The sequence below is a fragment of the Rossellomorea pakistanensis genome (genome assembly GCF_016908495.1).
Lineage (GTDB): Bacteria > Bacillota > Bacilli > Bacillales > Bacillaceae_B > Rossellomorea > Rossellomorea pakistanensis.
In genome coordinates, this window is sequence record NZ_JAFBDZ010000001.1 from 1467575 (window position 1) to 1482422 (window position 14848).

At 37.5% G+C, this 14848-nt stretch carries 16 protein-coding genes; 6 read left to right on the forward strand and 10 right to left on the reverse strand.

Annotated features, from left to right (window positions below; all coding sequences use genetic code 11):
- Positions 1–74: 74 nt before the first annotated feature.
- Positions 75–692 (reverse strand): YitT family protein, encoded by a 618-nt coding sequence (locus JOC86_RS07160; protein ID WP_205169511.1) that lies wholly within the window; start codon positions 690–692, stop codon positions 75–77.
- Between the two features lie 269 nt (positions 693–961).
- On the opposite strand from JOC86_RS07160, the gene JOC86_RS07165 reads away from it, so the two are divergent.
- Complete coding sequence (locus JOC86_RS07165; RefSeq protein WP_205169513.1) at positions 962–2350, forward strand: vWA domain-containing protein; 1389 nt, start codon at positions 962–964, stop codon at positions 2348–2350.
- A 47-nt stretch (positions 2351–2397) separates the two neighbouring features.
- Here the strand turns inward: JOC86_RS07165 and JOC86_RS07170 are convergent, their stop codons facing one another.
- Positions 2398–3336: a DHH family phosphoesterase gene (locus JOC86_RS07170; RefSeq protein WP_205169515.1), complete on the reverse strand. Its 939-nt coding sequence runs from the start codon at positions 3334–3336 to the stop codon at positions 2398–2400.
- Positions 3337–3437: 101 nt separating this feature from the next.
- Here JOC86_RS07170 and JOC86_RS07175 point away from each other — a divergent pair, with 101 nt between their 5' ends.
- Positions 3438–3743, forward strand: coding sequence for a YtpI family protein (locus tag JOC86_RS07175; protein ID WP_205169517.1), 306 nt, complete (start codon positions 3438–3440; stop codon positions 3741–3743).
- A 304-nt stretch (positions 3744–4047) separates the two neighbouring features.
- On the opposite strand, the gene JOC86_RS07180 is transcribed toward JOC86_RS07175, so the two are convergent.
- From JOC86_RS07180 to JOC86_RS07190, 3 genes are all read right to left on the reverse strand, one after another.
- A complete protein-coding gene (locus JOC86_RS07180; RefSeq protein ID WP_205169519.1) occupies positions 4048–5367 on the reverse strand; it encodes a CBS domain-containing protein in 1320 nt (439 codons plus the stop codon).
- Between the two features lie 82 nt (positions 5368–5449).
- Complete coding sequence (locus tag JOC86_RS07185; protein ID WP_239587411.1) at positions 5450–5701, reverse strand: hypothetical protein; 252 nt, start codon at positions 5699–5701, stop codon at positions 5450–5452.
- Between the two features lie 194 nt (positions 5702–5895).
- A complete protein-coding gene (locus JOC86_RS07190) occupies positions 5896–6576 on the reverse strand; it encodes a metal-dependent hydrolase (protein WP_205169523.1) in 681 nt (226 codons plus the stop codon).
- A 316-nt stretch (positions 6577–6892) separates the two neighbouring features.
- On the opposite strand from JOC86_RS07190, the gene JOC86_RS07195 reads away from it, so the two are divergent.
- Positions 6893–7990 (forward strand): M24 family metallopeptidase, encoded by a 1098-nt coding sequence (locus JOC86_RS07195; protein WP_205169525.1) that lies wholly within the window; start codon positions 6893–6895, stop codon positions 7988–7990.
- A gap of 61 nt (positions 7991–8051) precedes the next feature.
- Here JOC86_RS07195 and ald read toward each other — a convergent pair whose 3' ends face one another.
- Both ald and JOC86_RS07205 read right to left on the reverse strand, forming a co-directional pair.
- Positions 8052–9170, reverse strand: a complete 1119-nt coding sequence (gene ald / locus JOC86_RS07200; protein ID WP_205169527.1) for an alanine dehydrogenase — start codon at positions 9168–9170, stop codon at positions 8052–8054.
- 240 nt (positions 9171–9410) lie between these two features.
- Positions 9411–9572: a hypothetical protein gene (locus tag JOC86_RS07205; protein ID WP_205169529.1), complete on the reverse strand. Its 162-nt coding sequence runs from the start codon at positions 9570–9572 to the stop codon at positions 9411–9413.
- 112 nt (positions 9573–9684) lie between these two features.
- Between JOC86_RS07205 and JOC86_RS07210 the strand changes: the two genes are divergently transcribed.
- Complete coding sequence (locus JOC86_RS07210) at positions 9685–10137, forward strand: universal stress protein (protein ID WP_205169531.1); 453 nt, start codon at positions 9685–9687, stop codon at positions 10135–10137.
- Between the two features lie 503 nt (positions 10138–10640).
- Here the strand turns inward: JOC86_RS07210 and argH are convergent.
- Both argH and JOC86_RS07220 read right to left on the reverse strand, forming a co-directional pair.
- Positions 10641–12035, reverse strand: a complete 1395-nt coding sequence (gene argH, locus JOC86_RS07215) for an argininosuccinate lyase (protein WP_205169533.1) — start codon at positions 12033–12035, stop codon at positions 10641–10643.
- Positions 12032–13237, reverse strand: coding sequence for an argininosuccinate synthase (locus tag JOC86_RS07220; protein WP_205169535.1), 1206 nt, complete (start codon positions 13235–13237; stop codon positions 12032–12034). The genes argH and JOC86_RS07220 overlap by 4 nt, the downstream gene beginning before the upstream one ends.
- A gap of 201 nt (positions 13238–13438) precedes the next feature.
- Here JOC86_RS07220 and JOC86_RS07225 point away from each other — a divergent pair, with 201 nt between their 5' ends.
- Positions 13439–13960: a DUF1572 family protein gene (locus tag JOC86_RS07225; protein WP_205169537.1), complete on the forward strand. Its 522-nt coding sequence runs from the start codon at positions 13439–13441 to the stop codon at positions 13958–13960.
- Positions 13961–14073: 113 nt separating this feature from the next.
- Positions 14074–14325, forward strand: coding sequence for a hypothetical protein (locus JOC86_RS07230; RefSeq protein WP_419096034.1), 252 nt, complete (start codon positions 14074–14076; stop codon positions 14323–14325).
- Between the two features lie 18 nt (positions 14326–14343).
- Here JOC86_RS07230 and JOC86_RS07235 read toward each other — a convergent pair whose 3' ends face one another.
- Positions 14344–14847 (reverse strand): molybdenum cofactor synthesis domain-containing protein, encoded by a 504-nt coding sequence (locus tag JOC86_RS07235; RefSeq protein WP_205169541.1) that lies wholly within the window; start codon positions 14845–14847, stop codon positions 14344–14346.
- Position 14848 lies beyond the last annotated feature (1 nt).

Sequence of the window (14848 nt, forward strand, 5' to 3'; positions counted from 1 at the left end):
GGCTGCTCAATGCTACTAAAATGTATTTCTGACTGATCTCAGGTAGCAACAAACTTTTAGAAAACACCTAACATTTAAGACCATTTTTGCTCTTTTTTTATTTTAGCATAGTTTGGTTTAAAGTGAATTTTATAGATGACATCTAAAATTCTAGTCCCAATAAATTGACAAACAATAGCATACAAAATGATTTTCCAGTCAACCACTATACCTGTTAATAATAATAAACTTCCATTAATCCAAAATAGAGTCTTTCCAGGTGATAGACCTTTTGTCTTGGCAATGATTAACGCAAGAATATCCATTCCACCAGAAGAGGCGCCCATTCGAAATAGAATGCCTAATCCGACACCGAAGATAACCGAACCGATTGTTAAATCCAGTATTACATTAGAAACAGGAGCCGTCATTAATGCGGATATCAAATTAACAACAGCTGAAGTGACGGTCACACAATACATTGTCCATAATGCGTTTCCTTTCCCAAGCCATTTCATTGCCGCTAATAAAAGGCTAGCATTCAATCCCCAAAGAGTAATAGCGAACGGAACATCTAATAGATAATTAAATAATACCCCCACACTCGCTGCCCCTCCTGAAGGGATAAAATGAGGAAATAAAAAGACAGACATGGCAAGACCTTGGATTGTTGCAGCGATTCCTAAAACGAAGCTTCTTACTAAAGTGTTCATAAAATGTCTCCTAAACCTTTAAAGGGATGGTTTACGTACGTTTACAGGTTACTCTATTAAACTAACATAATCATAAAAGAAGTCAATTTTACTCGAGATCAACATCAAGGAACGATTTATAATCATATTTATATAATTTTTCTCTTGCCCACAACTAGTCAGTATAGATAGAATAAAGTATATCTGGATTCCAACTTCTGTCATTTCATTATCACTAGATTCAGATAATGCAAGGAAGTTAATCTTTTAAATAGTAAGGAGAAATACATATGAGAAAATGGAGTTTGTTAGTATTACTACTCACATTGTTGTTTGTTCTATCAGCATGTGGAGACAAAGCTGAGGAAACTTCAAGTGGAAGTAAGGAAAATGCAGGAGAAAAGAAAAAAGAGGAAAAACCGAAAGAGTGGCCGTATTCCTTTCAATTCACCGATAAAGCCTTTGAGTTTCCTTCTAGCTTAAAGGAAGCGGAAGAAACGACACAAGGGAAGTGGTGGGAGAAGGTAGAAGATGGCGAGCTAAAGGATTCGGATAAAGAAAAAATTGTTGAAGCTATAGCTAAAATCGACAAACGTGATGAAAGTGAAGAGATTCGTGCTGAAAATATTAAGAGACTCTTCTTTGAGACATTTCACCCTGAATTGCCTGGACTTGCTACCTTTGAACCGAGGGAAAAAATTTCTCTCGAGGAGCTCAATACTGGATCAGGCTTAAAACTTAATGGTCAAGAAGTAAAGGAAAACATTAATGTGGCCATTATATTAGACGCTTCCGGCTCGATGAAAGCTAAACAGGACGGGAAGTCTCAGATGGAAATTGCAAAAGAATCTATCAATGAATTCGTCTCTAATTTACCTGAGAAAACGAAAGTATCTCTCACTATCTATGGACATGAAGGTTCAAGTAGTGATGCCGATAAAGCCAAATCCTGCAAAAGTATAAAGGAGATTTATCCATTAAAAAGCTATAGCGAGGATGAATTTAACAAAGCTTTATCAGGTGTTGATCCAAAAGGATGGACACCAATCGCCGCTTCACTCACACAAGCTGGGAAAACTCTTCAGGGGCTAAACGCTGATAACAATACAAATGTGATTTATCTAGTATCAGATGGGGAAGAAACCTGTGATGGCGATCCAGCTAAGGTTGCTAAAGAATTAGCCCAGTCCAATATAAAACCAATCATCAATGTTATTGGCTTTGCTGTAGGAGCTGACCAAAGAGATCAGCTTGAAGAGATAGCAGAACATGCTAATGGCCGTTATATCCAAGCTGATAATCAACAAGATCTTGAAGAAGAGTTTCAGAAGTCGAATGATGCAATTGGAAAATGGATCGATTGGCATAACCAGCATATTGGAGCAGCAATTGATCAAGATAATGAAGACAGTGGAGATCTAATCGACCTTGATAACAAAACGATGGGTAGACTAATCGATTTTGACAATATGGTAACGGGGCTATTAATAGATGCTGATAACAAACACGATTTGGACCCAGATGTTTATGATTTGGTTAATGAAGCTATAGACGATTTCTATAATAAAATGAGTGATGATGCGGATGAGCATTATAATACGAAAAAAGAAATGATCGATAACGCATACAATGAAGCTAAAGAGAAAATTGACGAGACATACCAAAAAAATACAGACTAAAAGAATTAAAAAAATCGCTACCCATAATAAGGTAGCGTTTTTTTTATTCAATAATTTTTACAGACAGCCTCTAATTCATTCAGCACATCTTCCTTCTGCTCCCAAGAGTAGATCGACGCTCCAGCTGCAAGCGGATGACCTCCACCATTATATTTTTTCGCAATGGTATTGATAATTGGACCCTTAGAGCGGAATCTTACTCGAATTTGATCCCTTTCTTCAATGAAGAATACCCAAGCTTTGATTCCTTTCACACTTCCTAACGTACTAACAAGTAAAGACGCTTCAGATGGAATGACATCATGTTCGTCTAGGATCTCCTTAGTAATCGTAACTGACGCACAGCCATCCGTATTCATTTCAAAATTTTGAAGGACATATCCGTGAAGTTTGATTACTTTTGGATCTACTTCATACATTTTATTGAAAAGATCATTTCGATCAAAATTATAACGGATTAACTCTCCTGCAAAATCAAATGTCTTCTGTGTTGTACTTGGATATAGGAATCTTCCTGTATCCCCTACAATTCCTGCAAAAAGTAGTCGTGCAGCTTCATCTGTCATCTTTAAACCTTGCTCACGACCAAATTGATAAAATTCGTAAACCATCTCACTAACAGAGCTAGCCTCTGTATTAATCCATAATAGATCTCCATATGCATCTTCATTCGGATGATGATCAATTTTAATGAGCATGTCACCTAATTTATAACGATCATCACAAATTCTTTCTGCATTTGCCGTATCACAAATAATAATAAGGGCTCCGTTGAAAACTTCATCTTCTACTTGGTCAAGCCGTGTCATGTAATGAAGAGAAGGGTCTTCCATCCCAACGGCATATATTTTCTTATTTGGAAAAGATTTTTTCAAAATTTCAACAAGTCCTCCCTGTGATCCATAAGCATCAGGATCAGGACGAACATGACGATGAACAATTATGGTGTCATAACGTTTTATACAATCTAAGATTTCCTGTTTCATTGCTGCCTCCTTAAATCGTTCATAGTTTTGTCATTTGGCAATTCGACTCATTATAGATAAAATAAATAGAATAGATTGGATGAATAATGGAGGAACATTTTATGTATGCTTTCGTGTTTTTAATTGTCGTTTCATTTATTTTTTATATTGTTTATAAGGTACGCAGTGTCCGAACAAACCGTCCAATAGAAAAAAGATGGCTATCTGCTAAATCTAGCATAGCTCTTGGATTATTTGTAGGGTTCTTCGGAATCAATCAATTATTCTTGCGTCAAACAACCGTCACGTATATTATTGCCGCTCTTTTTATTCTAGTTGGATTTGGTAGTGTCTGGGCTGGCTGGAAAGCCTATCGCCACTATCTTCCATATGCAATTAGTGAAGCGGAAGAATTAGATAAAAAATAATGACTGGCTAACACTTAAGAGAATTGGATATTAGGTGTTAGCCCTTTATTTTCTAGGCTGTTTTCGTAATCTTTGCTGCATTTTATCAATAAGAGTAGTGGTTGATTGGAGCGAAAGGTGCTCGCTTTCCGTGGGGCGGGCGGTAAACCTCCTCGTGGCGCTTTGCACCTGTGGGGTCAACTATGTCCCGTTGCTCCCGCAGGAGTATCGCACCTTCCGCTCCAATCAACTTCTTTAGGGTATTCTTAAATATAGATCACTTACGTTTTGTTATCTCCAAATTGGACTACAGCTCTTCAAGATCTTAATGTCTGTCAATAAGCTGACAGATCATCATCGCCTTGCCTACTAAAACCCCTTCACTATAGACCTCAACATCTACCTTCCCGAATTTCCGTCCGACATCTAGTACTTTAGGATGAATGTCGATAATGCTTTCCATTTGAACAGGCTTGATAAAATAAATCGTCATATTTTCAACAACTAAATCCCCTTTTTTATAGGACTTTAATGCTCTGTTCGCGGCTTCCGTGACAAGGGTGGTAAAAACTCCATAAGAAATTGTTCCAAGTCCATTTGTCATTTGTGGACTGACAGGGAAGCGGTAAATTTCTTCACCTATTGTTTTTGGATCCAATACTTCCATGTTATTTGTCACTAAGTCATCATGGGTTTCTCCCATTTGTGGTTGTCTTTGAATCATTTGTAATGCCTTTAATACATCCTGTCTGCTAATGATCCCTTGAAGCTTATTATGTTCATTGATAACCGGAAGCATCTCAATTCCTTCCCAAATCATCATATGTGCAGCCGAAGCGACACTTGTTTTTAAGTTAACGGTAATAGGGTTTTTCGTCATAACCTTATCAAGGCTGACATGCTTTTCATGTCCCATAATATCTTTTGAGGTTACCATTCCTTGAATTTTCATATTACGATCCACTACAGGAAATCGACTATGAAAAGTGTATTGATTTTTCTCGTACCAATCTTCTAAGGTATCGCCTACTTGAAGATAGGCTGTGTTATCCACACTCGTCAATATATCTTCGACTAACACGATTTCTTTCTTGATTAACTGATCATAAATAGCACGATTGATCATGGTCGCCACGGTAAAGGTATCATAGCTAGTAGAAATAATCGGAAGCTCTAGTTTATCAGCTAGTCTTTTCACTTCTTCTTCGGTATCAAAACCCCCTGTAATTAATACAGCTGCCCCTGCTTTTAATGCCTGTTCATGAGCTTGTGTCCTGTTCCCTACTATGAGGAGACTCCCTGCATCTGTATATCTCATCATCGCTTCAAGCTTCATTGCACCAATAACGAATTTATTTAACATTTTATGTAGTCCTGCTCGTCCACCTAAAACTTGACCATCTATAATATTAACAACTTCAGCGAAGGTAAGCTTTTCAATGTTTTCTTTTTGCTTTCTTTCAATTCTGATTGTTCCTACCCGCTCAATGGTACTTACATATCCTTTAGTTTCTGCATCTTTTATCGCCCTATACGCTGTTCCTTCACTGACTTTTAAGGCTTTTGCGATTTGACGAACAGAGATTTTTTCACCAATAGGGAGAGAATCAATGTATTCTATGATTTGTTCATGTTTAGTTGCCAAGCTTTTCACCCTTTTAAACGTCCTCTTGTTACTATTTCTATTATAATGTGAAAAGCTTGGCGTTTCAATTTTCAACCAAGTGTTACCCAAACGACCTCATACTCTGACGGCGAACCGGCTTAGATTTCGCCACCTGCTTTTGTTCATTTTTCTTTTTATTTACAGTAAAAAGCATAGCAGATAAATTACCAGCAATGACAAGCAAGCATAGCCCCAGCCAACTGATCGTAAAGATGCCAGAAAGTCCATCTCCATACAAGTTGATTCTTGGAACAGCATAATATAGCATGACCCCAGCGAGTAGTAGGCATAATAGATATCTTTGTTTATTCATACTAACCTCCTCCATACAGCTTGTTCTATATGTATGCGTAAAGAGGTAGATTCATTAAACTATTCTTATTTTAGAATGAAAAAAGAGGGGCTGCCCCATAGTAGTCAGTACCACATTATTCAATACATAAGGTTCTATATATTGGATGGTACCCTAAATTAGGGCTTGCCTCCTCTATGTATTTAATTTAATTTTTATAAGTCGATTACTTCTCCAACTTCCATGACTTTCCCATTGCAGTCTTTTAATCCCTCAACAAATTTATGTGGATCTTGTTTAATTGGCGGGAATGTATTGAAATGGATTGGGACAACTAATTTAGCTTCTATGAATTTTGCCGCTACGGTTGCATCTTCTGGTCCCATCGTAAAATTATCACCTATTGGTAGAAAGGCAAGGTCAATATCATTAAGCTCGCCAATTAATTTCATATCAGAAAATAAGCCAGTATCCCCTGCATGATATATCGTTTTCCCCTCAGCCATTAGGAGAATTCCAGCTGGCATCCCTGTATAGACGATTTCATTTTTTTCTGTTACATAGCTGGATCCGTGAAAGGCTTGAGTAAGTTTCACTTTCCCAAAGTCAAATTGATAGGCCCCCCCTATATGCATATTGTGAGTATTCAATCCTTTCCAGCTAAGATAGTCAGCCAGTTCATGTGGTGCAATCACCAGTGAATCATTCTTTTTAGCAAGCTCAACTGTATCTCCAACATGATCATTGTGACCGTGTGTTAGAAGAATTACGTCGGGTTTTTCATTTTCCACCTTAAGGTCTGTTAAATCATTTCCATTAATAAAAGGGTCAATTAAAATTGTTTTGTTATTTGTTATGATTTTTACCACCGAGTGTCCATGATATGAAACTTTCATTCAACTATTCCCTCCATTATTTAGATACTTATTGTATTATTCTTTTTAAGGATCAAAAATCCTGCCATTTTCACTATACCCGTTTTCTCAATTCTTAAAAAGTTTACAGGCATAATTTTTGTTGCTACTCTGATAAAGAGAAACTTCATTCAGTGGAGGGACTTTCTCCATCCCCCACTGATTGTTAGTTGAACCAATCGGGCTTTTACGGACAGTTATCCCCCACCTACGCTTCTTCAATTCGTCTAAGCCTTGAGGTGTGGAATTACTGCCCGTTAATGCGGGATAATTAGATACTTATATTAGGAGGATGACCATGAATCAACGATTAACGAAACTAATGAACTGGTTAAAAGAAGAAAACATAGAAGCTGCATTTCTCACTTCTACTGAAAATGTATTTTACTTAAGTGGATTCCGTACAGACCCTCATGAACGTTTATTAGGAGTCATGGTATTCCAAGAAAAAGAACCGTTTCTAGTATGTCCTGGTATGGAGACAGAAGATGTTCGCAATGCAGGTTGGGGCTTTGATATTGTAGGTTACTCTGATACAGACAATCCTTGGGAATTCATTTCTAAGCAAGTGAACCGAAGAGTCCATTCAATCGAACAGCTTGCAGTTGAAAAAACACATTTAATTGTCGAGAGATTTGAGAGCCTTCAAGAAACGTTTCAACCAAAGCAATTTAGAGCGGTTGAAGAGATCATGCATGAATTACGAATGATAAAAGACGAAAAAGAGCTTAAAATCTTACGTAAAGCAGCAAAATTTGCCGATTTTGCTATTGAGGTAGGGGTAAATGAAATCGAAGAAGGCAAAACAGAACAAGAAATCATTGCAAAAATTGAGTACGAATTAAAGAAAAAGGGAATTTCAGAAATGTCCTTTTCCACTATGGTGCTAACAGGTAAAAATGCTGCTAGTCCTCATGGTAATCCAGGTGACACAAAAATTCAAAAAGGAGACCTTGTTCTTTTCGACCTTGGTGTTGTATATAAGGGCTACTGCTCTGATATCACTCGAACCGTGGCATACGGAGAAATTAATGATGAGCAGAAGAAAATATATGATACAGTCCTTCAAGCACAGCTTGCTTCATTAGAAAAAGTAAAACCAGGTGTGACTGCTAAGGAACTTGATCAAACTGCAAGAAAACATATTGCTGAGGCGGGATACGGTGATTACTTCCCACACAGACTCGGTCATGGTCTAGGCGTTAGTGTTCATGAATATCCATCTATTACAGAAACCAATGACCTTGTGATGAAAGCCGGAATGGCCTTTACCATTGAACCAGGAGTATATGTTCCCAATGTTGCAGGTGTACGGATTGAGGATGACATTTATATTACTGAAAACGGGCCTGAATTATTAACGAAATTCCCTAAAGAATTACAAATTATTAAATAAAGCGTTTTTCAATACTCAAGGCTGGCTCTGAAACGGGCCAGCCTTTTTACCATATCATATTTTATTGCTGTTCTAACAATGTAAATGCATCAAGATAATCTAATCCATGTGCCTCTGCAACAGCTTTATATGTGACGTAACCATTCAAGGTGTTTATGCCTTTTAATAATGCAGCATTGTCTAAGCAAGCTTGCTTGTAGCCTTTGTTAGCAATTTGGATAGCATAAGGAACGGTTACATTCGTTAAAGCAATAGTTGAAGTTCTTGGTACTGCACCTGGCATATTGGCTACAGCATAGTGAACAACCCCATGCTTTTCATATGTTGGATTATCATGTGTTGTTATTCTATCAGTTGTTTCAAAAATTCCACCTTGATCAATCGCAATATCAACTACTACGGAACCAGTGGTCATTGATTTGATCATCTCTTCTGTTACTAATTTAGGGGCTTTAGCTCCTGGAATTAATACTGCTCCAATGACAAGATCAGAGTTTTTAATGGCTTCCTCAATGTTTAGTGGATTAGACATTAATGTTGTAACATCACTTCCAAAAATATCATCGAGCTGACGTAAACGATCAGGATTTAAATCAATAATGGTTACCTGCGCCCCTAAGCCGATCGCCATTTTGGCAGCATTGGTTCCTGCAACTCCACCACCAATGATGGTTACTTTTCCACGTTGAACTCCTGGTACTCCTGAAAGGAGAATCCCTTTGCCGCCATGGTTCTTCTCTAAGAACTGGGCACCAATTTGAGTAGCCATTCTTCCAGCCACCTCACTCATCGGAGTGAGCAATGGAAGTGTTCGATTTACTTCAACGGTTTCATAAGCAATTGAAACTACTTTATGATCAATTAAAGCCTTTGTTAACTCTGGTTCAGGAGCTAAATGTAAATATGTAAACAGAATTAACCCTTCGCGAAAATAGTCATACTCACTCGGAATCGGCTCTTTTACTTTCATAACCATATCCATCGACCATGCCTCATGAGCAGTATCTACAATACTCCCACCAGCATTTACATAATCTTCGTCAGTAAAACTTGAGCCTAGACCTGCACCCGATTCAATGAACACTTCATGACCGAATTGAACAAGGTTTACTACTCCAGCTGGTGTCATCGCTATTCGGCTTTCATTGTTCTTAACTTCTTTTGGAACTCCAATACGCATCAATCTAACCTCCTATACAAATTCCCCTTTGGATTCAAGTTGGTATTATAGGAATACATTGGGAGAAGTTCAAAATAAATATAACATTTAGATGATTAAAAAGCGACACTAATTTCGTAAAAGCGAAAACGCTTTCTATTTTACTTAATGTGTACCTCAATCACTTGTTTTATATATGAATTCTATATGAAAGAAAATGAAGCCATCATGTGACAACAACCCACATGATGGCTTATTTGTTTATTGCTGTGGATATTCTTCCTCTTGCTCTTCATAAGGATTGTATTGACCGCCCGGCTCATCAATAACGCCACTTGAATAAGCTCCCATAATTTGGTTACTCACTGACTGTGTTGCCTGCTCATCATAAGTAAATTGTTCTTTCGGATCTTTTTTCTTCAATGTTTACCCCCCTCTGTTTTCGGTTATAAGACTATACAAGGTTATTTTTTGGATTTTTGTAACTTCTATTAGTGGGAAATTCTAGTAAGTTTGCTAAGGAGGAGACGAATACATGAGTTTATACTATAGGAATATATTAGTAGCTGTAGATGGCTCAATTGAAGCAGAGTGGGCATTCAAAAAAGCCATTGCGATCGCAAAAAGAAATGATGCTAACATAACACTAATTCACGTTATTGATTCTCGCTCATTTGCCACCGTTGAATCCTACGATCGAACAACAGTTGGTGAAAGAGCTGAAACTTATGCTGAAGATGTTATGGCGAAGTATAAAAAAGAAGCAGAACTAGCTGGTGTTCTAAACGTGCAAACACTTATTGAATACGGTTCCCCAAAAGTCATCATCCCAAATGAAGGTGCCAAAAAAGCCAATGCTGACCTCATTATTTGCGGTGCAACAGGATTAAATGCTGTGGAGCGCTTCCTAATCGGAAGTGTATCAGAGCATATCACCCGTTCAGCAGAATGTGATGTCCTTGTAGTCAGGAATGAAAAAGAAGAGTAAATTTATTATTATTGGACTAACCATTAAGGTTGGTCCATTTTCTTTGAGTTCCGGTTACATGAGTTGGGTACCAATCATCTTGTGATGTATTTAAGAAATGGTATCAGGAAAAAAACATGGATGTTAAATATATACTCAGTAAGTACCGTGAAAACGTGTGGAGACTGGGTAGATGGTATGAATAGAGGCCTTTCTTGACACCAAACTGTACGGAAGCTGAGATGATGATACGAATAGTGACCTTTCGTGACATCAAACTGCTCAGATGCCAAGGTGATAGTACGAATAGAGACCTTCCTTCACGACAAACTACACAAAACAAACATGACGGACTCAAATAAATCGTATGCCACCGGGAAAAAGGGGATGATATCATGAAAATTCATCAATCTAGAAAATGAAATCATTGGACTTTGCATTTCTAACTACATCAAATTGTCCGAAATATCTAAGTTTAACTTAGTAACCACTTAGGGTAACCAAATAAAATAAGAACTGCCCGCTCAACTGGACAGCTCTCCTTGTTTTAATTTCTTCTTAGCTTTTATTAATTGTTCCTTCACCTGATCAAAGCCTGTTCCACCATAAGAGTTTCTACGCTCTACGGCCATTTTTGGTGATAACACATCATATATATCATTTTCAATTAGGGTAGAAGCTTCCTTAAACTGACTAATGGACAAGTCCTTCAAGTAACAGTTATTTTGAATGCAATAAAGAACAAGCTGACCAACAATTTCATGTGCTTGTCGGAATGGGATTCCTTTTGTTGCCAAGTAATCTGCTAGCTCCGTTGCGTTTGAAAAATCTTCATCTACCGCTTTTTCCATCGAGGCTTTATTGACTTTCATCGTTCCTACCATGCCGGCGAAAATTTTCAAGGAACCTTTAGTGGTTTCCACGGTGTCAAACATTCCTTCTTTATCTTCTTGCATGTCTTTGTTATAAGCCAGCGGCAAGCCTTTAAGAACTGTAAGAAGTGAGAATAGATTTCCATATACTCGCCCTGTTTTTCCGCGGACAAGCTCGGCCATGTCAGGATTCTTCTTCTGTGGCATAATACTGCTTCCTGTTGTAAAGGTATCATCTAATTCAACAAAATTAAATTCCTGGCTAGTCCATAAAATAAGTTCCTCCGCAAAACGAGAAAGGTGCATCATTAATATCGAACTATTACTCAAAAATTCAAGAATGAAATCTCTGTCACTAACAGCATCCATACTATTTTCATAGATTCCTTGAAATCCTAGAATCTCAGCTGTTTGCAGACGATCAATGGGATAGGTCGTTCCAGCCAGTGCACCTGCGCCTAATGGGCATAAATCAATTCTTTCTAACCCATTTTTCATTCTGTCTTTGTCCCGTTCAAGCATCCAAAAATAGGCCATGAGATGATGTGAAAAAGATATTGGCTGTGCCCTTTGCAAATGGGTATAGCCAGGCATAATGGTATAAACATGTTCTTCGGCTTGGACTAATAGATTTTCTTGTAGCTCTTCAATCGACTCAATAATTTCTAAAACTCTTCTTTTTAAATACAAATGCATATCGGTAGCAACCTGATCATTACGGCTTCTACCTGTATGCAACTTTCCTCCTATTTCACCTACTTCATCTGTTAATAGTTTTTCTAAATTACAATGAATGTCCTCTAACGAAGTTGAATAAGTTAACTCCTTACTTTTGGCCTTATCAGCTAAGGAATGTAATCCGCCTAAAATCTTATTTCCCTCCTCAGAAGTAAGAATTTTATTATCCATAAGCATCGTTACATGAGCAATACTTCCTTCAATATCTTCGTCTACCAATTGTTGATCAAAGGGAATCGATGCATTAAATTCATCCACCCAGTCTTCTGGCTGCTTCTGAAATCTTCCGCTCCATACTTTTTGGCTCATACTTTTAAACTCTCCTTTTGTTGTACATGGGAGTGAACCTTTGTAGGAAGTCCCCACAATTGAATAAAGCCAACAGCGGCATTATGATCAAATTCATCTTCTTTTGTATAGGTAGCAAGCTTTTCATTATAGAGGGAGTTAGGTGATTTTCTACCTTCTACAATCGCATGACCCTTAAATAACTTCACTCGCACAATTCCATTCACATATTGTTGGGTTTGTTCCAAAAATGCCAATAGAGCTGGGGTTAATGGAGAATACCATAAACCATCATAAATGACTTCAGTCAACTTCTTCTCAATCACAGGTTTGAAATGAGCTAACTCTTTTACCAATGTAATATCCTCTAGTTCTTTATGAGCTTTCATTAATGTCATTGCACCTGGACATTCATAAACCTCTCTAGATTTAATCCCCACCAAACGATTTTCTACGTGATCAATACGTCCTACTCCGTGTTTACCTGCAAGATTATTCAGCATTAAAATAAGTCCAGATAATGTGTATGAGACACCATTTAGCTTAGTAGGAACCCCCTTTTCAAATTCAATCTCAATTGTATCCGCAATATCAGGGGTGTTTTCAATACTATTTGTTAAATCATACGCTTCTTCTGGCGGAGCCTGCCAAGGATCTTCCAAAATACCACATTCATTACTTCTTCCCCATAGATTTTGATCAATTGAATAAGGGCTGTCTAAATTAATCGGGATCGGAATCTCTTTTTCCTTTGCATACTGAATTTCTTCTTCACGTGACCAGCTCCACTCTCTGACAGGGGCAATCACCTTTAATTCCGGATTTAATGCTGCGATGGAAACTTCAAATCGAACTTGATCATTTCCTTTCCCAGTACATCCATGAGCTACTGCTGTTGCTCCTTCTTTTTCGGCTATTTCTACAAGCTTTTTCGCAATCAGTGGACGGGAAAGTGCGGATACTAGTGGATACTTTCCTTCATAAAGGGCATGACTTTGTAAAGCCATTAATGCAAATTCTTGAGCGAATTCTTCTTTTGCATCAATTACATAACTTTTCACGGCTCCAACATTTAATGCTTTTTGCTTAACAAAATCTAAATCCTTCCCTTCCCCGACATCTAAACAACATGCAATCACTTCATAATTTTGCTCCATTAACCATTGAACAGCAACAGAGGTATCTAATCCTCCAGAATAAGCTAAAACAATTTTTTCTTTCATAACGCCTTCTCCTCTCGATGATAAACTTATAAATATTAATATAAATGAATTTTTATTCTTTACTATGAATGTATCTTAACAAGGAACAGAGAATATTTCAATATATATTCGTAAAAATGTATATTTATTTTATAAAGGAATTTCACGGCCTAGGGCGGAATCTATAAATAGAACATAATATAATTTAAGGTTGGTGCTTAAATGGACTATTTATCACTCGCTCTAAAAGATATGAGAGCATTGAAGAAAAATGGAAGCAAAACCATTGATCGTTTGAATCTTGATCAATTGATGCATAAGCCATCAACGGAATCCAATTCCCTTGCTGACATTGTGAAACATTTGCACGGAAACATGCTATCAAGGTGGACTGATTTTCTTACAGCAGACGGTGAAAAAGATTGGCGTAAAAGAGAGGAAGAATTTCAGGCGAGTTTTTCTTCAAAAGAGGAGCTTTTTCAATTATGGGAGGAAGGCTGGGAGCTAACCCTTAAAACAATTGAAAACCTTAATGAAGAGGATTTAAATAAGAAGATCAAAATTAGAGGGGAGGACCAATCCGTTGTAGAAGCCATTCAACGACAGCTAGTTCACTATGCAAGCCATGTTGGACAAATGATGTATATAGGAAAAATGATCTTAAATGAAGAGTGGGAATCCCTTAGTATTCCTCGAGGAAAGTCAGAAGAGTTTTTACAGATGAAACTAAATCAAGGTCGCTAATGCTTACAAATCACCTCTTCTTTTGTACAATAAAAAGAAGAGGTGATGGTATTTTGGCACAACAATTTTTTCTGTATAATCCTAGATTACAAATCGATATACCACATTTAGAGATGAAGTGGCTTGATTACAATGAAAGCACTCAACAGTACATTCTTGAACATTGGGAAAAAGTGAGAGGGATGATCCCTGATAAAATCATCGAGTTTGAAGGGAGGATCAACCATAAGCAAGACGCCCTTGCTCAGGAAGAAGATTTTGAAAAATCCTGTCAACTTAATCATGAAATATCTGAGCTTGCCTCACGGATAAATGATCTTTGGATTTGGTATCGAACTACTCCGGAAATCAAGAAAAAAGACTGACCATGGGCCAGTCCTTTTTTATTTTCTAATCTCATTCACAATATGCTGAAGTTCCGGCAGGATTAATTTTTCCATTGCAAGCTTAACCGCTCCAGTTGAGCCTGGGGTAGAAAAGATTACACGGTCTTTATAGATTCCGGCTGTCGCGCGTGAAAGAATGGCCGCCGAACCAATATCTTCAGTGAAGCTTAAATAGCGAAAAAGCTCACCAAAGCCTGTTATTTCTTTTGTGAAAAGAGGCGTAATCGTTTCAATCGTTACATCCCTTTTCGCAAGACCTGTTCCACCATTAAAAAGAATAACATCGATTTCGTAAGAATCGATCTCTTTAATAGCAGTAAGAATGCTATATTGATCGTCTTTACAAATTTTGTAATAAGAAACCTTATATCCTTCTTCTTCAAGATAATCAATCATTTTCTTGCCGCTTTTATCTGTTTCTTCTGTTCGAGTATCACTTACGGTAATGACAGCAGCACTAATGGGAATCTCCTTTTTCTGTCGATGGACTGTTAGACTCACA

Excerpts from the sequence above, each read along its gene's own strand:
- JOC86_RS07165 (WP_205169513.1), top strand. The coding sequence starts at position 962 with ATGAGAAAATGGAGTTTGTTAGTATTACTACTCACATTGTTGTTTGTT.
- JOC86_RS07160 (WP_205169511.1), bottom strand. The coding sequence starts at position 692 with ATGAACACTTTAGTAAGAAGCTTCGTTTTAGGAATCGCTGCAACAATC.
- ald (WP_205169527.1), bottom strand. The coding sequence starts at position 9,170 with ATGCGTATTGGAGTTCCAAAAGAAGTTAAGAACAATGAAAGCCGAATA.
- JOC86_RS07170 (WP_205169515.1), bottom strand. The coding sequence starts at position 3,336 with ATGAAACAGGAAATCTTAGATTGTATAAAACGTTATGACACCATAATT.
- JOC86_RS07195 (WP_205169525.1), top strand. The coding sequence starts at position 6,893 with ATGAATCAACGATTAACGAAACTAATGAACTGGTTAAAAGAAGAAAAC.
- JOC86_RS07190 (WP_205169523.1), bottom strand. The coding sequence starts at position 6,576 with ATGAAAGTTTCATATCATGGACACTCGGTGGTAAAAATCATAACAAAT.
- JOC86_RS07175 (WP_205169517.1), top strand. The coding sequence starts at position 3,438 with ATGTATGCTTTCGTGTTTTTAATTGTCGTTTCATTTATTTTTTATATT.
- JOC86_RS07225 (WP_205169537.1), top strand. The coding sequence starts at position 13,439 with ATGGACTATTTATCACTCGCTCTAAAAGATATGAGAGCATTGAAGAAA.
- JOC86_RS07210 (WP_205169531.1), top strand. The coding sequence starts at position 9,685 with ATGAGTTTATACTATAGGAATATATTAGTAGCTGTAGATGGCTCAATT.
- JOC86_RS07185 (WP_239587411.1), bottom strand. The coding sequence starts at position 5,701 with ATGAATAAACAAAGATATCTATTATGCCTACTACTCGCTGGGGTCATG.
- argH (WP_205169533.1), bottom strand. The coding sequence starts at position 12,035 with ATGAGCCAAAAAGTATGGAGCGGAAGATTTCAGAAGCAGCCAGAAGAC.
- JOC86_RS07230 (WP_419096034.1), top strand. The coding sequence starts at position 14,074 with ATGAAGTGGCTTGATTACAATGAAAGCACTCAACAGTACATTCTTGAA.
- JOC86_RS07220 (WP_205169535.1), bottom strand. The coding sequence starts at position 13,237 with ATGAAAGAAAAAATTGTTTTAGCTTATTCTGGAGGATTAGATACCTCT.